The organism is Flagellimonas sp. 2504JD1-5, from assembly GCF_053618295.1.
Window position 1 is genome coordinate 334,390 of the sequence record NZ_JBSIOU010000002.1, and the last position, 25,142, is coordinate 359,531.

The 25,142-nt window shown below is 40.9% G+C and carries 17 protein-coding genes; 5 read left to right on the top strand and 12 right to left on the bottom strand.

Annotated features, from left to right (window positions below; all coding sequences use genetic code 11):
• Positions 1–3 precede the first annotated feature (3 nt).
• The 5 genes from ACULLG_RS10935 to uvrA all read right to left on the bottom strand — a co-directional run bounded on the left by ACULLG_RS10935 (position 4) and on the right by uvrA (position 13,513).
• Positions 4–1,497, bottom strand: coding sequence for an OmpA family protein (locus ACULLG_RS10935; protein ID WP_452126826.1), 1,494 nt, complete (start codon positions 1,495–1,497; stop codon positions 4–6).
• A 1-nt stretch (position 1,498) separates the two neighbouring features.
• Positions 1,499–1,873, bottom strand: coding sequence for a tetratricopeptide repeat protein (locus ACULLG_RS10940; RefSeq protein WP_452126827.1), 375 nt, complete (start codon positions 1,871–1,873; stop codon positions 1,499–1,501).
• A gap of 96 nt (positions 1,874–1,969) precedes the next feature.
• Positions 1,970–2,911 carry a PorP/SprF family type IX secretion system membrane protein gene (locus ACULLG_RS10945; protein WP_452126828.1) on the bottom strand — a complete coding sequence of 314 codons (942 nt, stop codon included), beginning with the start codon at positions 2,909–2,911 and terminating at the stop codon, positions 1,970–1,972.
• A gap of 53 nt (positions 2,912–2,964) precedes the next feature.
• Complete coding sequence (locus tag ACULLG_RS10950; protein WP_452126829.1) at positions 2,965–10,386, bottom strand: DUF7507 domain-containing protein; 7,422 nt, start codon at positions 10,384–10,386, stop codon at positions 2,965–2,967.
• Between the two features lie 349 nt (positions 10,387–10,735).
• Complete coding sequence (gene uvrA, locus ACULLG_RS10955; RefSeq protein WP_452126830.1) at positions 10,736–13,513, bottom strand: excinuclease ABC subunit UvrA; 2,778 nt, start codon at positions 13,511–13,513, stop codon at positions 10,736–10,738.
• Positions 13,514–13,760: 247 nt separating this feature from the next.
• Between uvrA and ACULLG_RS10960 the strand changes: the two genes are divergently transcribed.
• The gene (locus tag ACULLG_RS10960) at positions 13,761–14,342 is read left to right on the top strand and encodes an RNA polymerase sigma factor (protein WP_452126831.1); all 582 of its coding nucleotides are present in this window, start codon (positions 13,761–13,763) and stop codon (positions 14,340–14,342) included.
• Between the two features lie 370 nt (positions 14,343–14,712).
• On the opposite strand, the gene ACULLG_RS10965 is transcribed toward ACULLG_RS10960, so the two are convergent.
• Positions 14,713–15,369: an endonuclease III domain-containing protein gene (locus ACULLG_RS10965; RefSeq protein WP_452126832.1), complete on the bottom strand. Its 657-nt coding sequence runs from the start codon at positions 15,367–15,369 to the stop codon at positions 14,713–14,715.
• A 39-nt stretch (positions 15,370–15,408) separates the two neighbouring features.
• Here ACULLG_RS10965 and bcp point away from each other — a divergent pair, with 39 nt between their 5' ends.
• Positions 15,409–15,861, top strand: a complete 453-nt coding sequence (gene bcp, locus ACULLG_RS10970) for a thioredoxin-dependent thiol peroxidase (RefSeq protein ID WP_452126833.1) — start codon at positions 15,409–15,411, stop codon at positions 15,859–15,861.
• An 83-nt stretch (positions 15,862–15,944) separates the two neighbouring features.
• The gene (locus ACULLG_RS10975; protein ID WP_452126834.1) at positions 15,945–16,664 is read left to right on the top strand and encodes a carbohydrate-binding family 9-like protein; all 720 of its coding nucleotides are present in this window, start codon (positions 15,945–15,947) and stop codon (positions 16,662–16,664) included.
• Between the two features lie 34 nt (positions 16,665–16,698).
• On the opposite strand, the gene ACULLG_RS10980 is transcribed toward ACULLG_RS10975, so the two are convergent.
• A complete protein-coding gene (locus tag ACULLG_RS10980) occupies positions 16,699–18,165 on the bottom strand; it encodes a TonB-dependent receptor (RefSeq protein WP_452126835.1) in 1,467 nt (488 codons plus the stop codon).
• Between the two features lie 88 nt (positions 18,166–18,253).
• On the opposite strand from ACULLG_RS10980, the gene ACULLG_RS10985 reads away from it, so the two are divergent.
• Together ACULLG_RS10985 and ACULLG_RS10990 are read left to right on the top strand one after the other, a co-directional pair.
• Positions 18,254–19,018: an MBL fold metallo-hydrolase gene (locus tag ACULLG_RS10985; protein ID WP_452127970.1), complete on the top strand. Its 765-nt coding sequence runs from the start codon at positions 18,254–18,256 to the stop codon at positions 19,016–19,018.
• Between the two features lie 19 nt (positions 19,019–19,037).
• Positions 19,038–19,532: a hydrolase gene (locus ACULLG_RS10990; protein ID WP_452126836.1), complete on the top strand. Its 495-nt coding sequence runs from the start codon at positions 19,038–19,040 to the stop codon at positions 19,530–19,532.
• 286 nt (positions 19,533–19,818) lie between these two features.
• On the opposite strand, the gene ACULLG_RS10995 is transcribed toward ACULLG_RS10990, so the two are convergent.
• The 5 genes from ACULLG_RS10995 to ACULLG_RS11015 all read right to left on the bottom strand — a co-directional run bounded on the left by ACULLG_RS10995 (position 19,819) and on the right by ACULLG_RS11015 (position 25,140).
• A complete protein-coding gene (locus ACULLG_RS10995; RefSeq protein ID WP_452126837.1) occupies positions 19,819–20,478 on the bottom strand; it encodes an alpha/beta hydrolase in 660 nt (219 codons plus the stop codon).
• Between the two features lie 9 nt (positions 20,479–20,487).
• The gene (locus ACULLG_RS11000; protein WP_452126838.1) at positions 20,488–20,811 is read right to left on the bottom strand and encodes a DUF4870 domain-containing protein; all 324 of its coding nucleotides are present in this window, start codon (positions 20,809–20,811) and stop codon (positions 20,488–20,490) included.
• A gap of 4 nt (positions 20,812–20,815) precedes the next feature.
• Positions 20,816–22,069: a dihydroorotase gene (locus ACULLG_RS11005; protein WP_452126839.1), complete on the bottom strand. Its 1,254-nt coding sequence runs from the start codon at positions 22,067–22,069 to the stop codon at positions 20,816–20,818.
• Positions 22,066–23,988, bottom strand: coding sequence for a BatA domain-containing protein (locus ACULLG_RS11010; RefSeq protein WP_452126840.1), 1,923 nt, complete (start codon positions 23,986–23,988; stop codon positions 22,066–22,068). Before ACULLG_RS11010 ends, ACULLG_RS11005 begins: the two co-directional genes overlap by 4 nt.
• A 144-nt stretch (positions 23,989–24,132) precedes the next feature.
• A complete protein-coding gene (locus tag ACULLG_RS11015) occupies positions 24,133–25,140 on the bottom strand; it encodes a glycosyltransferase family 2 protein (RefSeq protein WP_452126841.1) in 1,008 nt (335 codons plus the stop codon).
• Positions 25,141–25,142 lie beyond the last annotated feature (2 nt).

Sequence of the window (25,142 nt, forward strand, 5' to 3'; positions counted from 1 at the left end):
AACCTACTTTTGAATAATAAAGACTGACCTGCGATTGCGTTGATGTTCTTCTTCAGAGCATTTCACCTCATTGCTACAATGGTTAAGTAATTTTGATTCACCATAACCTCTTGCGGAAAGTCTATTACGATTTATTCCTTGTTTGACCAACCATTCCAAGGTAGATTGGGCCCTTCTTGATGAGAGACGCCAATTGAAGCGACTGCTTGACCTAGAATCAGTATGGGATTCAATATGGATTTTTAGTTGTGGATATTCTTTCAGGGCTTGTAAAATCTTGGCCAACTCTACCTCGGCATCCTTTCTTATGCTGTATTTTCCATAGTCGAAATAAATGGGCTCTAGGTTTAATCTACATCCCAAATCATCTACGGCGCAATCAGGGGGCGTCAATTCTAAATTTATTTCTAGTGTGTGTGAGCCTCGAGGGGTGACAAGATTTTGCTCAGTAGGGGTATACTCTCTTAGATTATTCTCCCCTCTTATTGCATATTGTTTACCGCAATCCACCTGATTTTTAAACACGTAAGTACCATCATCACCCGAAGTTGTTTGGGAAACTTCGACATTGTTTTCATCAAGCAAGGTTACTATGGATTCATTGACAGGCTTCCCAGTTTTCGCATCCAAAACCACACCTTCAATATTGATAACTCCGCATTTTTCCCAAATTCGGTATATGTCATCTGAAGAACTGCCTTCATTCCCATCCCTATTTGAGGAGAGGTACCCCATCTGTCTTTCTTCATTTAATATGAATCCGAAATCATCCTTATTGGTATTTATTGGTTGTTTGAGGTTGGTAACACTTGCGAACTCGCCTTCTTCTGTCAATGAGATAGCAAAAATGTCCAATCCTCCCAACCCCAAATGACCGTCACTTGAAAAGTAAAGTGTGTTGTTTTGGCTAATAAAGGGGAATGTTTCCCTGGCCTCTGTATTAATTTCTGGTCCCAAATTTACTGGAGAGCCGTAGGTGGTATGCAAGCTATCAACCGAAACATACCAAATATCCGATTCCCCATAAGTACCTTTCATATCCGATGAGAAATAGAGTCGGGTTCCATCGGGACTCAATGCAGGATGTGCCACGGAATAGGAGTCATTGTTAAAAGGAAGCTCCACGACATTTCCCCAAGACCCATCTTCATTTTTTTGGGCTTTGTAGATTTTGAGGGTCACCAATTTTTCTTTGTTTCGTTTTTTCTTTCCATCAATGTAGTTGTTCCGGGTAAAATACATGGTTTTCCCATCTTTGGTGAACATAGCCGATGATTCATGATAAGGCGAATTGATATCTCCTTTTAAGGGAATGGCCTTGGAAAGTTCCCATGCTTCGTTTATTTCAGCCTCATACAAATCCAGATAGGGGAGGCCATTCCAATCATGGATTTTTCCGCCTTTGGGGTTTCTGGATGAAGATGCATACACAATTTTGTTTCCATAAAAAGATGGTCCAAAATCAGAATTTGGCATACTGTTGGTGACATTTTTCACTTCAAATTTCTTGGATTGAAAAATCCACCAAGCTGTCCAAACTGGGATAATCCCGCATAAAGTTTTTTGCTAAACCTGAAGTTGCGGACCGTGAGGCGAATTCGCCCATCATTTTTTTTGACAAGTGGTATTCGCCAATACTTTTATACGATTGAGCGGTCCGGTAATAGTAATCGGGATCTAGGTCATTGGAATATTTTTCAATCAGCTGTGAATACCATTTAATTGCCTCTTGGTATTCGCTATTATAATAATATGTATCTCCAAGTTTTTGGTAAAGCTGTAAAGATTCATATCCTGATTCAGCAACCTTCAAATAAATTTTTCTTGCGTCGATAAAAGCATACTGGTCAAATTCTTCGTTTGCCCTTTTCAATTTTGCTTTTTGCCCGCATAACGAAAAACCCATTAGAATGACGAAAACGAAAACCATGGTAGCTGATTTTCCAATATTTATGCTTGAGTGTTGCATTTAAAAAAATCTTGGGATTAGAATTTTGTCCGCTTTGTGAAACACATCGAACCGTAGAAAAACTTCATACGACCCATCACTATACGCTTCAATATTGGTGGATTGATAATCATAAGCAATACCGGCAAAGAGTGACCTTGAAATTTGAAACCCCGTCATAGCGCTGATAGATGCATCCCATCTGTAGGAGGTGCCCAAAACAAATTTGTCATTGAACATAAAATTGGCGGACACATCCAATTGCAGCGGTGAGCCACTTACGGTTTTGACCAATGCGGCGGGTTTAAGCTTAACGTTTCTCTTCAAGTCAAAAACATGGCCCAGAATCAAAAAATAATGCAATCGTTCCACGGCAACACTGGTAACATTGGAATTTTCAAGTGTGTTTTCATCAAAATGTTTGGTGTTCAAAAAGTTGGGCACGGACATTCCAGCATAAAATCTGTCGGTATTAAAATATAGACCAGCACCCACCTGGGGTTGTAATTTTTGATCTACATTATTTTGAAAGTTTGGGTCATTGGGGTCGGAGAAACTCAACTTGTTAAAATCGATATCCAAGAGGTCAATTCCACCTTTTAATCCGAAGGCAAGTCTACCAGAGCGAGAGACATCTATGGTATACGAATAATCTATGGTCACATTGGATTCCACAGCAGGACCGATTTGATCATGGACTATGGAGAGCCCCAATCCCATGCTGTTGTATAATCCCACAGGAGCATTTGCCGTAAACGTAAAAGTTTGGGGAGATCCTTCAAAACCCACCCACTGGGTTCGTCCCAGCAGACCAAAACTCAATGTTTCCCGAGAGCCAACGTAGGCTGGATTGACAACTTGGGTGTTGTACATGTATTGCGTGTATTGGGAATCCTGTTGTCCAATGGCACAGAGACTTATAATGACAAACAATATGGAAGTTGAAATTTTCTTTAGTCGCATATATTTTTCTCTAAACTGAGATGTATAAATGGTAGATCATTGAGTTGGAACATTTAATCCCTGTTGATGTATAAATAGCCGGTATAGTTCTCTTCGCCTGGATTTTCCTCTAGGAATGAGAGAATGTAGAAGTATGTTCCACTCGGTAATTCCTTGTTCTTGGCAATGGTGGTTCTTCCGAAGGAAGTCCCACCAAAAAGATTTTCACCAGCGCCGTATTGTTCTACATCATAGACCAACACTCCCCATCTGTTATAAATTTTTAGTGTGTTACTTGGGTAGTTTTCTATACCTTGAATTCGGAAAAAGTCGTTGATGCCATCACCATCTGGGGTGATTCCCGTGAAAATTTTAAAATCGGGATCTATGGTTGTACCACCGTTACAGGCCTCGGAAACCGAAACTATTGTTGGATTGTCTTCAAGATAGCTATCATTATCCGAAATATCGTTGACAATGGTATTGGTTTGTCCCGCCACATTGGCCGAAACGGTCGCCAAGTTTTCAACCTGCTCCGCGCTGATGTCATCTGTTGTAATGGAATAAAGTGCCGAGAACTCCCATGCTTCATTTGCATCCAGTAGACCATTTTCATTTTCATCACCAGAGAGGGGACCCTCTATGGAATCTTCCAAAAGATCATCCCTCAATACAATGCCTTCCAAGGGTAGATTTCCAAGATTGGCAACGATAAACGTATATTGAATGCTTTCCGCGCAACTATCATTATTGGTATCTACTAAAATGCCTCGTTTTATCAGACCAATACCGGCCGAGGTGTTCATGCATGCTTCACTTACCGAGATATTGGTGGGGGCATCAGCGTCGTACTGTGTTTCGTGCGAAAGATCTGTGACAAAGGCATCTGGCTGGTTTATTTGATAAGCCGTAACCATGGCCTGATTTTCTACAAATGTTCGGTCGACATCTTCTTGTGTTATGGGGTAGGTCAAATTGTAGTTCCATTGTTCACCGATATCAAGAATGTTGTCATTGTTGATGGAGCGGTTGTTAGGTTCGGACAGGCTAAGGCCCAAAAAGAGGTCTTCCAATAGAATGTTTTCCAGAGGAACATTGCCTAGGTTTTCAACCGTAAAGAAATACAAGATAGAATCGTCACATTGGTCATTGTCCGAATCAAACGTGCTGGCTGTTTTTTTCAAACCAATACTAGCCGAAACTTCAGGGCACAAATTTGCGACTGAATTTCTTGTAATGTCATTTTCCATATAGGAGTTGTCGTCCGAAATATCGGAAACCGCTATATTGGAAGGAACCGATAGCCCGGAAACAGAGGCTTGCGTAGTAACTTCTCCTTGATTGATGTCTTCTGGTGTCAAAGTGTACCGAAAAGATTCAAAAACCCAAGTTTCCCCAATCTCCAGTACGTTTGGAGTTCCTTCATCCCCGGAGGCAAGAACAAGTTGGGTCGCACCAAACATACCATCCGTGATGCTAATATTGGTTACGTCTTCATCTCCGAAGTTTTGGAGGCTGTAATTGTATTCTATGGTATCGAAGCAACCATCACCAGTAGTATCCAAGAAGGCTGAAAACTGTTTTAGCAATCCGATGGCTGGAGTGGCCGTGGTTGCACATGCTTGTGATAGATCTGTGGAAGTAGGACCGTCCGCATTTGGATCATCGGGATGGGATAAATCAGAAACGGCAACAGCAGTTCCGAACTCTACTGCGGTAACGGTGGAAAAATTATTCAAAGGAGAGTTGTCAACATCACTTTGTAAAATTGCGTAGGGCAGAGAGGTATACACCCATGTTTCCCCGGCTTCTAAAATTCCATTGTTGTTCAAATCTCCAGAAGCAGGCCCGCCGATAACGCCAAAGCGGTCGTCGGTAAGTAGTACATTTTCATAATCAACATTTCCCACTGGATTGTTGATGGTGTAAGTGTAGGTGAGGGTATCATCGCACAGATCATTATCTGTATCAGAAAGGGATGCCATTTGTAATAAGGTGATACTTCCTTGAAAACTGGCACAGGCATTGGAAACATCGATGCTGTTCGATGCGCTGTCGGAAACTTCGAAGGTGCTTCCAATATGCCTTGCCGTTACATTGGCCTGCCCTGCCAGTGGGGAATTGTCTATATCGTTTTGTGTAATATCATATGAGTAAGCATACACCCACTGCTCACCAGAAGCCAATATAGCATCACCATTTCCATTGTCGGTAGGAGCTAATCCATTACCGAGTTGCGTATCATCCAAGGTCACGGTGTCCAAATCTGTACTACCTTGATTGACAATGGTAATAGTAAAGTCGATGCGGTTGATACAATTATCATTGTCGGTATCTACCTCAAGGGCATCTCTGGTTATTGAAATATCGACCATTTCTGCACAAGTCCCGGAGGTATCAATATTGTTCTGATCGCTGTCGGACACCTGAAAATTGCTTCCCAGCACATCCGCGGTCACATCCGCTATCGGATTCAATGGCGAGTTGTCGATATCGCTCTGTACAATGTCGTGCGTAGCACTGTAGATCCACGATTCGCCCACGTCAAGAATATCGCCCACATTTCCTTTGTTTGTCGGTGCAAGGGCATTGCCCAGTTGCTCATCGTTCACCACGATGTTTTCCAAATCCACCTGCCCGGTGTTGGTGATGGTCACGGTGATGTCGATGGCATCGTCACAACCATCGGCATTGGTGTCGGATAGGGGAGCTGTCCTTGTCAAAGTTATTGCGGGTGCATCGGCACAAGCCCCAGAGGTATCGATGTTGTTCTGGTCACTGTCAGAGACCTGAAAGGTGCTTCCCAACACATCAGCGGTCACATCCGCTATCGGATTCAATGGCGAATTGTCGATATCGCTCTGTACAATATCGTGCGTAGCACTATAGGTCCACGATTCGCCCACCTCAAGAATATCGCCCACATTTCCTTTGTTTGTCGGTGCAAGGGCATTGCCCAATTGCTCATCGTTCACCACGATGTTTTCCAAATCCACCTGCCCGGTATTGGTAATGGTCACGGCGATGTCGATGGCATCGTCACAACCATCGGCATCGGTGTCGGATAGGGGAGCTGTCCTTGTCAAAGTTATTGCGGGTGCATCGGCACAAGCCCCAGAGGTATCGATGTTGTTCTGGTCACTGTCAGAGACCTGAAAGGTGCTTCCCAACACATCAGCGGTCACATCTGCTATCGGATTCAATGGCGAATTGTCGATATCGCTCTGCACAATGTCGTGCGTAGCACTATAGGTCCACGATTCGCCGATATCGAGGATGATGTCCCCATTTCCGTTGTTTGTCGGTGCAAGGGCATTGCCTAGCTGTTCATCGTTCACTATGATGTTTTCCAAATCTACCTGTCCGGTATTGGTGATGGTCACGGTGATGTCGATGGCATCGTCACAACCATCGGCATCGGTATCTAATAGGGGAGCAGTCCTGGTCAAGGTGATGGCCGGGGTATCGGCACATGCTCCTGAAACGTCAGTATTGTTATCTCCATCCAAAACGGTAGAGGTAGGGTGCGAATCATCGGAAACCTGAAAGGTGCCGCCCAAATGTTGCGCGGTTACATCGGCACCACTAATGAGGTTACTCCCATCAATATCGGCTTGTGTAAGGTCGTAGGTCGCGGTAAATGTCCATGTTTCACCGCTGTCCAAAACGCTGTCCCCATTTCCATCTGAAAAAAGTGCGGGCGGATTGACCAATAGATCATCATTGACCATGACATTTTCCAAGGGAGCGATTCCCTCATTGGTTACGTCAATGGTGATTGTGATACGGTCATCACAATTGTCGGCATCGCTATCTTCCAGTACAGCATTCCTAATGATGGAAATACCTACGGTATCATCACAAGTACCTGAAAATAAAATTTGATTATCCTGATCTAAAGTAGGGTCTGTGGGATGGGAGAAATCTTGTACAGGAATATTACTCCCTACAGTTTCTGCTGTTACGGTAGCTCTGCTAAAAATATCCCCTCCGTTTATGTCTGCCTGGGTAATGTCATAGGAAGCGGTATACGTCCATTCTTCACCAGTACCTTGGGTAAGAATCCCGTCATCGCCAGTATCATTTGCTGGTGCACCCACATTTCCCAATAATTGGTCATCGGTAAGAACAACAGTGTTCAGATCTAGCCCTCCAGGATTGGAAACTACCAAAGTAAAATCAATTCGGTCCATACAGCCATCCATATCGGTATCCATCAGTTGGACATCCCTGGTCACCGCAATGGTGGGGCTATCGGCGCAGGCTACTCCGGAAATGTCAACATCGATCCCATCACTGGCCATAATATCCACATTGGTTCCTACGGGTTGGGCAGTGACATTGACCTGTCCGGAAACAGTGCCGTTGGTTATGTCGGGGCCGGTAATGTTATAGATTCCAATATGTGTCCATGTTTCACCGACCTCCAAAACGCCATCCGCATTCATACTTTCAGTAAAAGGCCCTGCAATGATATTGCCCAGTTGGGCATCATTAAGTGCAGTGACGTTAAGATTCATTTGACCTAGGTTTTCCACGGTTATGGTATATCGTATTTGGTCGTCACAAAGGTTCGAGTCGCTATCTATAAAACCGGAGTCGATTTTGGTGATACCAATAGCAACGGTATCAAAACAAGTTCCAGTGACGTTGACCGATGTAATTCCATCGGCATCCGCATCACTGGGGTGTGAAAGGTCGGCAATGGGGATATTGGGTCCCACAATAAATGCCAAAACATCGGCCTGGCCATCCACAGTACCGTTGGTCACGTCCGTTTGGTCAATATCGTAGATACCAATATAGATCCACTCTTCACCGGAATCGAGAATTTCATCACCGTCAATACTCTTTGAATTGGGGCCAGCGACATCGTTGCCCAACTGGGGGTCGTTGACCGTTAGATTGTTCAAGGGCATACCACCTGTGTTTAATACCCGTAGGGTATATTCTATGGCATCGTTGCAGCCGTCTCCGTCGTTATCAAGAAAATTGGTAAACTCTTTGACCAAGCCTATAGCGGAACTCTCAGCACATGCCCCAGAGGTATCAATGTTGTTCTGGTCGCTGTCGGTTACTTGAAAACTGCTTCCGACTGCTTGTGCGGTTACGCTTGCTATTGGGTTGAGTGGGGAATTGTCGATGTCGTTCTGTGAAAGATCATAAGTGGCAGAGAAAGTCCAAACCTCATTGAGTTGCATTACATTGTCGGTAGTGGCACTTTCAATAAAGGGTCCTGCCACTGGATTACCCAATTGCTCGTCGATTACATCAACCTGATCCAATTCCACCAACCCGGTATTGGTAATCGCTATGGTGATGTCAATGGCATCGGGACAGTTGTCCATATCGGTATCGACAAGTAATGCGGTTCTTGTAATCGCAATATCGGCCTGACATGCTATTAAATCTACTCGGGTAGGTTCATCTTCAGACACACTGTTATCATCAGAATCATCATTTATGGTAGTTCCGCCCCCGCCCACGATTTCTGCGCTTACCATTGCGCTGTTTTCAACAAATCCGGCATCGATATCATCCTGTACAATATTATAGGTAGCGGTATATACCCAGATCTCTCCTTCTTCCAATTCACCCATTAGACTTCCATCACCGGAGGGCGGCCCGGCAATTGGGCCCAACACGTCATCAATGATTTGAATATTTTGTAAAGTTTCCGCACCTCCGCTTTCGTTGGTTACATAATAGGTATAGGTAATTTGGCTGCAGGTGTTGTCTACTACACCTTGCTTGATCAAGGCTATTTTAGGTTCGCAAGTGGTTAGGTCCACTACGGTTTGGTCATCTAAATCTGGGTCGGTGGGGTGGGAGAGATCAGTAACCTCCGTATCTCCGGTTCCCAATACCCTTGCAGTTACCGTTGACTGGGTTACAAATACCCCTGCCATTTTATCGGCGATACTAATGTCATAGGATTCAGAATATACCCAGGTCTCACCGGGATCTAGAGTGCCGGAACTGTTGGCATCGCCAGAATCAAGACCGGTTATTGGCCCCAATGTATTGTCAACCACTTCAACTTCTGTAAAAGAATCATAACTCGTGTTGGCCACCGTGTAGGTATAATCTATAACGGTGCATGAAGGGTCTCCTCCTCTTAAAACCCCCTGTTGTAGGATAGTTATGCTAGGTTGACAGGTGGGATTTAGATTGGTTATTGTAGGCCCATCTTGGGTATCAAATTGATCATGGGAATCATCGTTTACCTCTACAAATAATCCCTGTACATTACCTGTTACAGAGGACTGGGCATTGACAATACCGCTAACTCTTTCGGTGGGAGCGATGTTGTATGTTCTAACAAATTCCCAAGATTCATTATGTTCTAAGACATTCAATGAGCCAGTATCTCCATCATCAGGTGGTCCGCTAAAGGTGCCTAAGTTGGAGGTGGTTATCTCGATATTTTGCAGCGGTTCTAGATTCGCGTTTAAATTGGTAACGGTAAAAGTATATTCAATGGTTTCACATGCGTCCAGTTGGCTTGCCGTTTGAACAAGACCAATGCCCAGCAGACAATCTGTTAAAGGAGTGGTGGTCAAATCGTCTTCAAAAGGGCTATTGTCATCGGAACGGTCATTTACTTTTGGACCTCCACCTTCCGGACTGGCACTTACCGTTGCTTGACTTGCGTTTACGGAACCAGAAATACGATCGTTTGCAGTGATAGCATAACTTACGGTATAGATCCATGTTTCACCGACTTCTATGAAACCATTATTTGGGGGTTCCATAGTATCTCCCAAATTTGGAAGATTTAAGTTTAAATCAAATATACCGTGTGGTAAGTCATTTAAAATAATATCTTCCAAACGTGTACCGCTTTGGGTTTGGTTGGTGATTTGATAAGTGTAATTAATGCTTGTGCAATCGTTGCTAACGACCCCTGTTTTAACCAAACCTATACGAGGTTGACAAAAAGAAAGATCTACAACCGTGACATCGTCTTCGGCGGGGCCGGGCGTGTCATCATCGGACCTATCTTCTATTAAACCAAGAAAACCAGCCCTAACGGTTGCTCCTGATGAAACAAAACCATTATCCTTATCGGTTAGCGTAATATCATATGTAGCTCTGAACTCCCATTCTTCTAGAGGGTCTAATAAACCATCATTGTTTTCATCACCATCAAAGTAAGTGATTACAAGGCTCATGTCGTCATCGGTAAGGGTAATGTTATTTAGTACCTCTTTGTTGGTGCTTAAATTGTATACAAAATAGCTGTAGGTAATGTTTTTGCACGCATTGCGAACCCCTTGTTTCACCAAACCAATTACAGGAGCATAGGCTGCCACATCGGATGTATTGTTTTTGGAGTCATCGGTATCCAAGGAAGTTTTCTCATGGAAGATGGCTGTTATGGAATCAAAAGCGGAAAGGGAACTAAAACTTGTTGAGACCAAAAAAAGAATCACGAACAAAAGCCCTATAACGTTCCTTTTTCGTTGTGCGGTGGTAAGAAATGGGAGGAGCATAGTTTTATATCATTAACTCGTTGTTTTGATGAACACCATATGCTTTTGCAAAGCATTAACTGATCTAATCAAGAAAAATAAGAAGATGCCCTTGTTCGGCGACCAAGAAATTTACCGGTACCCCCTTGGATTTGACGGATAGGGGTTTTGGGTTGATGGGTTGTCCTGCACTAAAGTTTCGGACAATGGGAAGGGTTGATGGTTAAAGGTTACGGGTGAAAGGGGTTGTCCTGCACTAAAGTTTCGGACAATGGGAAGGGTAAAGGGTTAGGGCAGACTAATTATTTACTCCGTCCTAATCATACTGAACGCAGCAGATGGGTTTTTGCTGGTTGAGTTTTGTGAGAGATTATATTTTTGGCCGTAAATAGACCGCAGTATGTGATTCTTTATTTTGAACCAACTCTTCCGGAGTGCCTTCGGCAACCAAATATCCGCCATTTTCACCGCCTTCCGGGCCTAGGTCGATGATGTAATCGGCACATTTGATGAGTTCAATGTTGTGCTCTATCACGATTACAGAGTGTCCTTTGGCAATCAGTTCATCAAAGGATTTCAACAGTTTTTTGATGTCATGGAAATGGAGTCCGGTCGTAGGTTCATCAAAGATGAACAAGGCTTTTTCTTTGGTATTTCCCTTTACTAAAAAGGAGGCCAGTTTAATCCGTTGTGCCTCACCTCCGGAAAGGGTAGAGGAGGACTGCCCCAAGGTTACGTAACCCAGACCAACATCTTGCAAAGGTTGTAGTTTGGTTACAATTTTGGTTTGTTCATGGGTTTTGAAATGGACAATAGCTTCATCAATGGTCAAATTGAGAATATCATCAATGCTTTTTCCTTCGAACTGGACCTCGAGGATTTCTTTTTTAAAGCGTTTTCCGCCACAGACATCACATTCCAAATGTACATCGGCCATAAACTGCATTTCCACCGTAATTTCACCTTCGCCTTTACATTTTTCACAACGTCCACCATCCACGTTAAAGGAAAAATGTTTGGCCTGATAACCCCGAAGCTTGCTTAATTTTTGGGAAGCAAACAAAGCACGGATATCGTCATAGGCCTTGATATAGGTAACCGGATTGGAACGGGAAGAGCGACCAATCGGGTTCTGGTCGACGAATTCCACATGTTTTACATGGGCATATTTGCCTTCAACCTTTGTAAACTGTCCGGCTTTTTCTCCATAACCACCCACTTCCTTTAATATGGTGGGATATAAAATTTTACGAACCAGTGTACTTTTTCCACTTCCGGAAACCCCGGTGACCACTGTGAGCATATTTAATGGAAAGGTGACATTGATATTTTTAAGGTTGTTTTCGCGCGCTCCAATAATTTGTATATGGTTTTTGGAAATACGCCGCTCCGAAGGGACTTGAATCTCTTTGGTGCCATTTAAATAATCTGCGGTCAAGGAATTGGCCTTTAATATGACATCCAAACTTCCGGTGGCCACCACTTCACCTCCCAGTGTACCGGCTTCGGGTCCAATATCGATGACTTCGTCCGCAGCTTTCATGATGTCCTCGTCATGTTCCACCACAATTACGGTATTGCCCAAATCCCGAAGGGATAGGAGAACCTCAATAAGATTTTCGGTGTCCTTGGGATGAAGTCCGATGCTGGGTTCATCCAAAATATACATGGAACCTACTAAACTACTACCCAAAGATGTGGCCAAATTGATGCGTTGACTTTCGCCTCCTGAAAGGGTATTGGATTTTCGGTTTAATGTCAAATAGCTCAGTCCTACTTTGCTTAAAAAATCCAATCTTGTTGTGATTTCTTTCAACAACCTTTTTGCAATGGTGTTATCGTGTTCCGAGAGTTGAAGTTCCTCGAAAAAAGGAATCAATTTTTTAATGGGGCGTTCAATCAAATCTGAAATGGAATGTCCTCCTACTTTAACATAATCTGCTTCTTTGCGCAATCGCTTTCCCCTACAAACGGTACATTTTGTCTTTCCTCGATACCGGGAGAGCATTACCCTGTTCTGTATTTTATAACTCTTTTCCTCTAATTGTTGAAAAAAGGCATGGATGCCCATAAAGTGCTCGTTGCCGTCCCAAACCAACTGTTTTTGTTCTTCGGACAGCTCAAACCATGGTTTGTGGATAGGGAAATCGAATTTGTAAGCAGAATTGACCAGTTGGTCGCGGTACCAACCCATACTTTCTCCTCGCCACGGAAAAACGGCATTCTCATAAACTGACAAAGCGGTGTTGGGAACAACCAAATCTTCATCAATACCAATTACATCACCATAGCCTTCGCATTTTGGACATGCACCGTAGGGATTATTAAAGCTGAACAGATGTACGTTGGGTTCCAAGAATTTCAATCCATCCAATTCAAACTGGTTACTGAAAATCTTAATTTCCTTATTTTCCAGATTTTCAATGGCACATTGTCCTTTGCCTTCAAAAAAAGCATTGTCCACAGCATTGGCCAAGCGGTTGTAAAAATCTTCGTCTTCTTTTACAATGACCCTATCAACCACCAAATCAAAAGTTCTACCAATATTCTCGGGAACATTGTCAATTCGAACAACCTCTCCTTTATATTTAATACGCGCGTATCCCTGTTTTGAAAAAAGCTCCAAAGATTTCAAGGTATCTCTATCCTCTTTTATAGTAATCGGAGCCAGCAATAACAATTTGGTACCTTCGGCTAATGGTTTTATATGGTTGATGACATCCGTTACGGTGTTCTTTTTGACCTCGTTTCCTGAAACTGGGGAAATGGTCTTTCCGATACGTGCGAACAACAGTTTTAAATAGTCATATATTTCGGTAGTGGTTCCGACCGTTGATCTTGGATTGGTCGAATTCACTTTTTGTTCAATGGCAATGGCCGGCGCTATACCTTTTATATAATCCACTTTGGGTTTGTCCAATTTTCCCAAAAATTGCCTGGCATAGGAAGATAGGCTCTCTACATAACGCCTTTGCCCTTCGGCATATAGGGTGTCGAAAGCCAAACTTGATTTTCCAGAACCAGAGAGTCCGGTGATGACCACAAGCTTGTTCCTAGGAATTACAACATCAATGTTCTTAAGGTTATGTAGTTTGGCACCTTTTATGATGATATTTTTCTTAGGATCTATGTTTTGGATTGTGGACATATGTTAAAATTAGGGTTCCAAAGATACAATACCCGGCACTTAATACGTATATTGTATCAGTTAACATCTAAAAATGCCCAAATCACAACATAGTTTTTTTACAGGCATACTGTTTTTCTATATTTGATGTGTAATTAAAAAGCTGATAGGCCTATACAGAAATAATTACTTTTTTAAAATTAAGCTGATAACTCTAAGTCTTTCTTTGAAAAGGGAGACCCCTAATTTTAACCAAAAAGTAATTTGTATGGAACTGCAGATTGATGACTCGATATTAGTAAAGAATTACATTGCCGGAGACGAAAAAGCTTTAGAAGGCTTGATCAACAGGCATAACCAAAGAATTTCCAGTTTTATTTACTCTAAAGTATTGGATAGGGATGTTGCTGAAGACATCTTCCAGGATACCTTTATTAAAGTGATCAAAACCCTGAAAAGGGGCACTTATAGCGAAGAGGGTAAATTTCTACCTTGGGTGATGCGAATTGCGCATAATTTGATTATTGACCATTTCCGCAAGAATAAGAGAATGCCCAAATTTGAAGGGAACGATGATTTCAATATCTTCTCTGTGATCAAGGATGAAAAGCTAAATGCTGAAAAACAAATCATAAAAGATCAGATTGATAGCGATTTGACCCTTTTAATTGATGAATTGCCCGAAGATCAAAAAGAGGTGCTGATCATGCGTATCTATAAAGACATGAGTTTTAAGGAAATCTCCGAAAACACAGGGGTTAGCATCAATACTGCTTTAGGAAGAATGCGATACGCCCTTATCAACCTCAGAAAAATAGTAAATAAGAATAATATCGTTTTAACGAATTAATCTGCATTCCATCGAACACAGCAATATTTCCATTTTAGCGGCGTTATCTAATTGTAACATTAATGCTAGAATATGGAAAATATTTACTCTGAAGAACAAAAAACCGTTAAATCGGTAAAAGCGAGACGAGAAACAATAGATTTCTTGCTTAGCTACTCTAAATCGATTAAAGTAGTCGATTACAAAAAACACAAATTTGAGGTTACTTTGAACTAGAAACTTCAAAATCAAACAAAAAGAGCCGCAATTAGCGGCTCTTTTTGTTTTGTCATCTGTCGTGTCAGGTCGAGCGCAGTCCAGACCTATTCGAAAAATGGCATCATAAAGATTTCTCGACTGCGCTTGAAGTGACTCTTGAATTACCTAACAATCACTTTTTGTTTTTATGGTATTCGTTCAATACTGTTTTCCTACCGATTGTCTTAGTAATTACGTCTTTTTCCAAATCCCAGCCCCGAGCAGGTGAATATTCCCGGCCGTACCAAATAATCTGAAGATGCAGCTTGTTCCAAATTTCTTTGGGAAACAATCTTTTGGCATCACGTTCGGTCTGCACCACATTTTTACCATTGCTAAACCCCCAACGATACATTAACCTATGAATATGTGTATCTACAGGAAAGGCTGGAATACCAAAGGCTTGTGATACCACAACACTCGCTGTTTTATGCCCCACAGCTGGTAATTCTTCAAGAAGTTCCATTTCTTTTGGAACCTCTCCCTTGTACTTTTCTATCAATATTTGAGAAAGGCCATGGATTCCTTTGGATTTCATGGGAGAAAGCCCAACCGGTTTTATAATCTCTCGAATCTCATCTACACTCAGTTTTACCATATCAAAAGGATTATCCGCTCTGGCGAACAACAGCGGGGTAATCTGGTTTACCCGAATGTCGGTACTTTGGGCAGATAACAGTACGGCAATTAACAGGGTATATGGGTCTTTATGATCAAGCGGAATAGGAATTGTTGGATAAAGTTCATCCAAAGTTTTTATTGTAAAATTTACCTTCTCCTGTTTCGTCATATTAGTTTAGCTTTGAACAATTCTTAAAGATTTCAATTCATGAACACATTAAAAGTAGGGGATAAAGTACCTGAATTTTCAGCAAAAGACCAAGATGGAAACACTGTAAATCTTTCCGATTTCAATGGAAAGAAATTAGTGGTCTTTTTCTATCCACGAGCCAACACACCAACTTGTACCATAGAAGCCTGTAATATAAGGGACCATTACAGTGAATTGAAGGAACAAGGGTATGAAATTTTGGGAGTTAGCGAAGACACCGAAAGAAAACAGACCAATTTCAGAAACAAGTTTAACTTTCCCTATCCCTTATTGGCCGATACCGAACATGCTGTAATTGATGCCTTTGGAGTATGGGGTCCAAAAAAATTTATGGGACGGGTTTTTGATGGAATCCACAGAATTACGTTTGTCATTGATGAAAATGGCGTAGTAGAAAAAGTCATTGATAAGGTCAAAGCAAAGAATCATACACAACAAATCCTGTCTTAAACCTGTATAATCTAACAGCTGTGACTTTCGGGTCTTGCCCCAAATAAACTAAGTTTGTAGTATACCTTGTTTATTCAAATACCATGAGACATCTGGTTATTTCTATGGCCGTTGCAAGTATTGTAATGTGTCTTTTTGGCTGTAAAAATTACGATGGCATGAAAACCTATACCGTTTTAAAGGTGAATGAAAATGATAATATCCCAAATTCTTTGGACGATAGTTTATGGGAAAAGGCCAATGTGTTGGATGAATTTTCGCAGCCATGGCGAAGTGAACCCATGCAAGAAACAATTTTTAGGGCTTTGCATACCAATGAATACCTTTATTTGAGATACGACGTAAAGGATACCAATCTGGTTATTTACGATGGTTATCAAAAGAAAAGGGACATTATTAGGTCGGATAGGGTGGAGATTTTTATCAGAAAAGATGAAGAACTTAAAAACTACTATTGTCTAGAGGTGGACCCGAATGGAGCTATTTTGGATTTTGCCGCCTCACATTATCGAATTTTTGATGACAATTGGACATGGCCGAAGGGGCATTTGTTTACTGTTGGTAAAATATTGAAGGACGGCTACCGGTTGGATATGGTTATAAGTAAACAATCGCTAAGGGATTTAGGGTTGCTGAAGGAAGGAATATTGGAAGCTGGAATTTTTCGCGCTGACACGGACGAATTGCCTGATGCTAAAAATCCTGATAATGATTTTAAATGGATTACCTGGGTAGACCCCAAGACAAAAGACCCTGATTTTCACGTGCCAACATCTTTTGGCCAGTTGCTGCTATCCGAATAGCTGGGTTTTACCGAAGCATTACATCTTGGGAGTGTTATTTGTTGACTTCTTCTTTTTCAGGAAGTTTCTTTTTCTTGGTGAACAACTGTTTCTCCTTGATCATTTCAGCAATACCCTCTGGAAGCATTTCTTCCCAACCTTCTTCATCGTTGGTGATTCGTTTTAGTACTTCCCTTGAGAAAATATGCATGATATCAGGATCATAGTCTATAATATCCATCACCTTGCCATTATATTTAAAGAATTTATACAATTCTTTCATTCTTGGGTGGACCTTTACGTTGTTACTGGTCATGATCTGCCCAGTAGTGGCATCTTTCATCGGGTACAAGTAAACCTTGAGGTCTTTAAAGAACAATTTTCCAAACGCTTCCAAGATACCACCACTTAAATCACGATAGTATTTTTCATCAAATACATCAACCAAATTATTGACACCCATGGTCAATCCTATTTTGGCTTTTGTATAATTGTTGAAATATTCTACAAGCCTATAGTATTCTTGGAATTTGGAAATCAAAACGGTATGCCCAAGGGAACAAAGGAGTTCGGCCCTGTCCATAAAATCTTGTTCATCAATCTCACCCGAAGCTTTTAGATTGGATAATGTAATTTCAAACACCACAATGGTGTTTTCATATTCCACAGTTTGTTCCCGAATAAAAATATCGTAGGATTTCTGGAACATATCCATGTTCACCTTGGTAACGGGTCGAAAGCTACCTCGTAATGCAAGGATATTCTTTTTATAAAGTACGGATGCTGGCAATAAGTTGTTTCCATCGGGGCCAAACATCACCGCATCGGTCATATCATTTTTAATAAGCTGCAGACTCATCAATCTGTTGTCCACATCTTTGAAATTAGGACCTGTAAAATTGATCATATCTATTTCAATCGTATCCTTGTCGATATGGTCATATAGATACTTTAGCAGCTTTTTGGGTTTATGATACTTGAAAAATGCCCCATAAATAAGATTTACACCCAGGGTACCTAAAGTTTCTTGTTGTAATCTAGCTTCGGTTTGCTTAAAACGAATATGCAAGATAATTTCATCAAATTCTTTTTGCTTTGGATCCAATTGAAACCGGATACCAATCCATCCATGTCCTTTATATCTTTTGGAAAAATCGATAGTGGCGACGGTGTTGGCATAGGTGAAAAACAAATAATCGGGGTTGTTTTCACGACTGATCCGTTCCTCTACCAAATTCATTTCATGGGCCAACATCCGCTTTAGCCGGGCCTGTGTAACGTACCTGCCATCATCTTCAGAACCGTAAATGGCATCACTAAAAGCCTTGTCGTAAGCACTCATCGCCTTTGCAATGGTACCTGATGCTCCACCGGCCCTAAAAAACTGCCTTGCTGTTTCCTGGCCCGCGCCTATTTCGGCAAAGGTTCCGTAGATGTTCGGATTTAGGTTTATTCTTAGCGTTTTCGCCTTGATGGAAGGGATATTTTCAAAAGCATGTGGATTGTTAGGTGCAGTGGCCATAACCTGAATTTTATTGAAAACAAAGTTACACTCTTAATCAAATCTATTAAATAAATAAGTTATAATTTTGAATTTAATGGATGATATGATGACCATTACTTTTTTGGGAACAGGAACCTCCCAGGGAATACCTATAATTGGAAGTGATCATCCTGTCTGTTTGAGCAAAGACCCAAAAGACAAAAGGCTTCGGGTGTCGGTTCTAATCTCTTGGAAAGATTTCAATTATGTGGTGGACTGCGGCCCCGATTTTAGACAGCAAATGCTCATCAACCCAATACCAAAATTAGACGGTATACTCTTTACCCATGAACACGCTGACCATACTGCTGGTATAGATGACATTCGGCCTTTCTTTTTTAGACAAGGTGATGTCCCAATTTATGCCCATGAGCGGGTAGCACAATCCCTTAAAAAGAGATTCGACTATATTTTTGCGGACGAGGACAGATATCCAGGCGCACCTGCCGTTCAGGTGAATCTTGTTGAAAAAGACAAACCTTTGTTGCTGGGCGGAATAGAGGTAATCCCAATAGAGGCGTATCACAACAGATTACCCGTTTTTGGCTATCGTTTTGGAGATTTTGTCTACCTGACAGATGTAAAACGAGTAGAAGATGAGGAGGCCAAAAAAATTGAAGGTGCAAAGGTATTGGTGGTCAATGCCCTGAGAAAACAGCCCCATCATTCCCATTTTAACTTGGAAGAGGCTATTGAATTTTCAAAAAAGGTAAAGGCCGAAAAAACCTATTTCACCCATATCAGTCATTTGTTGGGATTCCATTCTGAAGTGGAAAAGGAACTACCCAAAAATATGTTTTTGGCCTACGATAATTTACAATTAAAGATTTAAAACAATAAAATTTGAATAGATGAAAAGTAAAATCTTCCTTTATTTATTTGTGTTTGCTGCGTTGATACTATTATACCAGTTTATCAGTGCCAACAATTTTCAAAAAAGTATGAATTCCAATATTCAGAAATTGGAAACAGAAGTGGCCCAACTCAACGATTCATTACAACAATCGCAATTGAAAATATTGGACATCCAGTATTTTTCACTGGAAAACAATGACGATGCCTTGGCCTATTATGATCACCTGAATTTAAAGAATCCTGTACGCTACATAGAAGATAAGCTATTGGAGACCAACGAAAAAAAGGGAAACAACCCTTTGGTTCCCTATGACGGAATGGAAAGCGATTTTAAAATAAATAAAATCAAAGTTCTGAACCATAAATGGATATTGGCAGACTTTTCCGATGGAAAATACTGGGGTGATTTGGTTATCAAATACGAACTTAAGGACGATTTAGGTGTCGATTTTACCTTACTAGATCATTTGCTCTATACCCGGAGTAACTGATAGGCATTGATGAAGGTTTATGGGAAAGGATTTTTTTCCAAATTCCAAATTCCAAATTCCAAACTCCAAATTCCAAACTCCAAATTCCAAGAATCCAATGGTCCAAATCTAGTTTGACACGAATTCCACAAATCACTTGGAATTTTAAGAGCCTTACAGACCATTTCTTGCATCATATCGGCTAACATTAAATGCAGAAAACTTAAAATTCAACATTTAACATTCAGTATTTGGTTTGATACAAAGTGCACTAAAATATCTCAGTAAATTAAAGGGGAAGAGGAATCTAAATATGCTTATTTAGCCATTCCCTAAATGAATAGAAGTTCTGGGGAGACACCCCATGGCCAACTGGAAACTCTTCATAGGTGTGCTGTATTCCCAGTTTGTTAAGGAAACCAGGTGTTTTTTGGGCCCATTCCAAAGGAATCACTTGGTCTACCTGCCCATGCGAAGCGTAAATATTGAGATTGCTATGGTCTTTTTCGTTGTAATCGTCAATCAGAATATTTTCATTGATATAACCACTCAGGGCTATAACATTCTTAATTTTTTCGGGGAATGACAACGCAATAGAATAGCTAAGAATAGTTCCTTGACTAAAGCCTAAAAGTGTAATATTCTCTTTATCCAATCCATAGGCTTCGCAGGCTTCATCTATAAAGGCAACAATTTTGTCCCTAGAGGTTTTAGCTTGTTCATCATCGCTCCATTTACCATATTCCGCATCAAAATTGATAGCATACCAAGCATGGCCAAAAGGTTCAAGGTCGTAGGGTGCTTTAACTGAGATTACATAAAGTTCCTTGGGGAGTTCTGAAGCAAAAGAAAACAGGTCTTCCTCATTGCTTCCATATCCATGAAACATAAAAACCGAGGGAATTTTTCCTGTAGTTATGGACGAGGGACGTTGCAGGTGTTCCAAAGAAAGTGAGGTGGGGGGCATCTTTTTAAATTATGGAATAAAGGTAAACCATTTTTGAAAATGTTCCCCAAGAATAGGCAGTGGTTTGGTTTTTCCATTCAAGGCTTGAACAAACCCATATCCCCAAATAACAAGGTAAATAAGATACAATCCCAATGAGGCATAAGCAACACCTGTAAAGGTGAGCACGATGGCCATTGCATGAAAAATCAAGTGAATACCGAAAGCCTGTCGAGTATGAAAACGAGCAAAGGCATTTTTGGGTTCAATGTTCATGGTTATCGCGATTAAACTCCCAACTATGGTCAGATAGGCAACAATAGCGGTCGTTCTTCCAGAATTTGATTTGCTCACAATGTTAGATTGTAATTTGGTTATTGCTCATGATTCCGTATACCTTTCCCTTTAAGGATGCTCCCAAGAACATACTGTTTTTTGAAGTGGATAGTATGTCTTCAGCCTTAAATACTGAATCAGTGTCCGGGTTAAAAAGGGTTAGGCAGGCTTCGTGCCCTTCTTTAATTTGTGGGCTATCCAACCCAAATCGTTCACGCCCTTTGGTTAGCAAGGTAATGGTTTCATCTAGGTCAAAAAGGGAGTTCAAAATTCCAAAAGCCGATTCCAATCCAATAGTTCCATTGGCAGCATTGTCAAATTCAACCCGTTTTTCTTCAATATCGATTGGGAGATGGTCGGTAGTCACATAATCAATGGTTCCATCCTTCAACCCCTTTATCAATGCCTTACAATCCTTGCTACTTCGTAGTGGTGGAACTACTTTATAAAAGGTGTCGAATTCCTTCAAGGATTCGTCAGTATAAATAAGGTTGTGAATGGCAACGCTGCAGCTCACGTCCAATCCCTTCTTTTTTGCATTGGCAATCAGCTTAACAGAATCGGCTGTTGAAATGGTCGGAATATGTAATTTTCCTCCGGTATATTCCAATATAAAAAGGTCCCGTGCAATTTGAAGTTCTTCGGCTAAACTTGGGATACCCTTTAGCCCCAGAGAGGTAGAAACCTCTCCTTCATGCACAATCCCTTTCCCCTTAATTTGGTTATCCATGGGAAATGAAAATACGAGTCCATCAAAATTTTGGGCGTAAAGCATGGCAATTTTGAGCAGGTTCGGATTGGCAATTTGTTTTTTAAAGTCATAAAAAGCCACGGCCCCAGCATTTTGCATATCAAACAATTCGGCCAAATCCACTCCATCAGCATTTTTGGTCAAAGTCCCCATAGGATATACCCGGGTAGCACTGCCGCTTGCTCTTTCCTTAAGGAAAACCACATCAGAACTGGTATCAGGAACGGGGTTGGTGTTCGGATTGAGGACGATATCGGTAAAACCACTATGGCCGGCGACCTTAAGTCCATTCGCAATGGTTTCCCGTTCTTCGAAGCCCGGTTCACCAAAACTCACACCCGAGTCGAACCATCCTAGGGAAACATGCAGGTTTTCTTTATCGATGACCTTGGTGTTGGAGGGTACATCCACGGAAGCTGCAATCTTTTCAATAATTCCCTTTTTAATAAGAATATCTCTTTTTTTAAGGTGCAGTGCCTTGTTCTCTGGAGATATGATCTTGGCCGACTTCAGCAGCATGTTCATGTAATGAATTTTTGAATGATTACTTCAATGAGCGCCAAAAGCAGCGCTAAAATAACAAACCATTTCCAATAAGCGTCAATACTACGTTCTGATTCGAGATGATCAAACAGGGATGGAATGGAATCCAAGACACTAATATTGGGTAAATTGCCCAGGTCTATATAGTTTAATTTACTTTCCGTTCTGGGGTAATTAAAACTGATATGTTTAAGAAACTGATCCTTGTTCACAATATCAAATATACCATCTTCAGTGGGGTTGTCATCAAATGTCAGTCGTACCTTATTTGGGAAATTTTGTTGTAGCGGAATAAAGGTGTTTCCTTTTTTTGAAACGTTCAAAATATTATCATTGCCCAGCTGGATGGGAATATCTATGTTTCGGATAGCACCCAAAGTGAGATAAAGTTGCGCTGTTCTCAAACTGAATGCCGCCATATTATACAAAGTGGGCACGATCAACGGGGAATTTTTAAAATTGGAATTTTCAGCATTGAGCGAAGCTGTGAATAGATAAAAGCCGTCATTTCCAACCAAAAACGCGTCGCCCCCTTCAAATGACAATATTTTGGGAGCTTTGGATTTCAGTTTGAAAAAGTGATTTACCGATGGATATTGGAAATTATAAACCTCTCTTTCAAAAACATTTTTATACAATGGATGTCCAAAGGAGATGGAAGTGATTTTTTTATCACCAACGTTTCCCGCTTCAAATCTGCTGCCATAATAGCCGGATAAAAACGGATTGTAAGAGGTTAAATCTGCTGCCTCCGATGGGATGATAATTAAGGTGCCTCCATTTGCTTTAAAACTTCTCAATACTTGTTGCAGGCTATTGGGTATGGTTGTTAAACCATTGAGGATAACTACATTTTGTTGATCAATAGCACTATAATCCAATTGACTAATTGTGGTTTGTTTTAATTCAAACTCCTCAGGAGTATATAAACGCGACAGGTAATCTACATTCTGCTCATCAATGACAAGTACGTTTATTTTTTCTTTTTTGTTGATGTTGAAATAAAATTGATTGTCGTAGGTTAACCCAGGTTCAGTGACTTGTAATCGGCCATTGATTTCCTTGTTGGAAGGAATTGAAAACTCAACTTTGGAAGTGCCGTTAGGTTCAAATTTAGCCGAAGTCTTTGCAATTAATGTATCGCTGTTATACAGTGAAATGGGAAGTGCTTCTGCATCACTTCCACCAGAAAGAAGTATGGTTAAAGAAAGTTGGTCCAAAGAACCTGTTTGTATATAAGTAGAATCAATAGCTACGTTCTTGGACTCTTTTGGACGTACCGGAACAAAATAATTATTGGAGGTGGAATCAACGGCAAATTCTGAAGGAGATAATCTATGCTGAAAATCAGAAATTAGAATAAGGTTTTTTTCTGTGCCATCAACTTTACTAAAAAGTGTATTTCCCTTTAATTGAATTTCGTCCAAGGTCAATTGTTTATGCGAATAGGGCAATGAAAGTAGATTGTTCTGGATATCTTTTAGGGTAATGTTTTTAAATGAACGTTCATTTGTAAAGAGACTGAAAACTTGCTCCTCATCCATACTTTTTAGCAAGTCCTGTATTGCCTTTTCCAATAATGTAATGCCATTGGATTTGGCTTGCATGCTGAACGAATCATCTAAATACACAACTGTTTCTTTTTGTTGAAGTGCGCTGGTCGTGGCGGAAAAAGGTTGCGCAAAAGCAATGACCAGGGAGGCAAGCAACAATAGACGGGTAGCTAGGAGCAGCCACTTTTTAAGGGTATTGCTTTTTCTTGATTCGGAAACCACTTTTTGAAGCATCGCTACATTGGTGAATGGCGTTTTCTTGAATCGACGTAGCTGGAAAAGATGGATTAAAATGGGAATTAGTAGAAGAAAAAGGGTCCAAAGAATTTCTGGATGTTTAAACTGCATTCCCAACTTTGATTGGTCAAATATAGGTATTAAAACAATGTTCGATTAACAATTTGTCAATAAACAATAGCCAATTAACAATACATTAGCTATTAGGATTGATTATTGGCCACTGTTAATCGTGTATTGGGCATTAATAATTGTTCAACAGAAAAAGAAATAATCTTTCATTGGATGATGTCCAATACCGTTGAAGAAATCGCGTATTTCACTTTGGGCTTCTTCATTGGCCACCGTAACTATGCTCTGTGGATTTTTTAAGCTTTCCAATGCTTTAAAATGAACCAATTCAGTTTCGTAAATTTTTTTCCCAATTTTCTTTGGGTTATCACAAAGCCAGGTAAAATCAATGTTTTGTTCCACTAATTTTTTTGAAATTGTTTTTCCCTTAAAACCGGCACCCCAAATGGCAAGGGGACGAACTTTTTCTCTATCCAGTTTAAGAAAGTAATGCAGCTTAATTTCCAAAAAGTAGTTTTGGGCGTAGTGTTCGTGGGTTCGTGAAGTTCTACTATCATAATCGCGCCACAGATGCAAAATTGTGTTACAGGGTATAACTTTTAGACCTTTTTCATAACATCGAAATGTAAGGTCATAATCTTCAGGATATCGGTCGGGAAAAAAAGCTCCGCATGCATCAAGATCTTCCCGAAAAGCCATCCAGCAGGGTGATGGAATTACACATTCTTTGTAGATTTCTGAATAGTTATTGCCGCGTACAGTCAGTTGATTCAGCCATCTTTCGTAACGTGCATATCCATTACTGATACCGCTATCCGAGAAATACTTCACCTGTCCTACTGAAATATGACCTTTTCCATTTTTAACAAGGGCATTTACCATGTGTTGCAATCTATTTGGTTGCATAATGTCATCGGAATCCATACGTGTGATGTAACCTCCGGAAGCATTGGCATATGCGGTTCGTAGTGCCGGGATAATCCCCTTTCCTTTATTTGTGAAAACCTTGATTCGGGTGTCTTTCTTTGAATAGACTGATAAAAGCGCAAAACTGTCGTCATCTGAATGGTCGTTCACCGCCAATACTTCCCAATGCTGATATTCTTGGTTTATAACGGAATCCAGACATTCCACAAGAAAATGCGCAGTATTTTTAAAAGGAATCAGGATACTCACCAAGGGATTTTCCATGA

What these genes read in the sequence shown, in the direction of transcription:
- ACULLG_RS10960 (WP_452126831.1), top strand. Translation starts at nt 13,761, where the DNA reads ATGGAACTGCAGATTGATGACTCGATATTAGTAAAGAATTACATTGCC.
- ACULLG_RS10990 (WP_452126836.1), top strand. Translation starts at nt 19,038, where the DNA reads ATGAAAAGTAAAATCTTCCTTTATTTATTTGTGTTTGCTGCGTTGATA.
- ACULLG_RS10975 (WP_452126834.1), top strand. Translation starts at nt 15,945, where the DNA reads ATGAGACATCTGGTTATTTCTATGGCCGTTGCAAGTATTGTAATGTGT.
- ACULLG_RS11015 (WP_452126841.1), bottom strand. Translation starts at nt 25,140, where the DNA reads ATGGAAAATCCCTTGGTGAGTATCCTGATTCCTTTTAAAAATACTGCG.
- ACULLG_RS11010 (WP_452126840.1), bottom strand. Translation starts at nt 23,988, where the DNA reads ATGCAGTTTAAACATCCAGAAATTCTTTGGACCCTTTTTCTTCTACTA.
- uvrA (WP_452126830.1), bottom strand. Translation starts at nt 13,513, where the DNA reads ATGTCCACAATCCAAAACATAGATCCTAAGAAAAATATCATCATAAAA.
- ACULLG_RS10980 (WP_452126835.1), bottom strand. Translation starts at nt 18,165, where the DNA reads ATGGCCACTGCACCTAACAATCCACATGCTTTTGAAAATATCCCTTCC.
- ACULLG_RS10985 (WP_452127970.1), top strand. Translation starts at nt 18,254, where the DNA reads ATGACCATTACTTTTTTGGGAACAGGAACCTCCCAGGGAATACCTATA.
- ACULLG_RS10950 (WP_452126829.1), bottom strand. Translation starts at nt 10,386, where the DNA reads ATGCTCCTCCCATTTCTTACCACCGCACAACGAAAAAGGAACGTTATA.
- ACULLG_RS10945 (WP_452126828.1), bottom strand. Translation starts at nt 2,911, where the DNA reads ATGCGACTAAAGAAAATTTCAACTTCCATATTGTTTGTCATTATAAGT.
- ACULLG_RS11005 (WP_452126839.1), bottom strand. Translation starts at nt 22,069, where the DNA reads ATGAACATGCTGCTGAAGTCGGCCAAGATCATATCTCCAGAGAACAAG.
- ACULLG_RS10995 (WP_452126837.1), bottom strand. Translation starts at nt 20,478, where the DNA reads ATGCCCCCCACCTCACTTTCTTTGGAACACCTGCAACGTCCCTCGTCC.
- bcp (WP_452126833.1), top strand. Translation starts at nt 15,409, where the DNA reads ATGAACACATTAAAAGTAGGGGATAAAGTACCTGAATTTTCAGCAAAA.
- ACULLG_RS10965 (WP_452126832.1), bottom strand. Translation starts at nt 15,369, where the DNA reads ATGACGAAACAGGAGAAGGTAAATTTTACAATAAAAACTTTGGATGAA.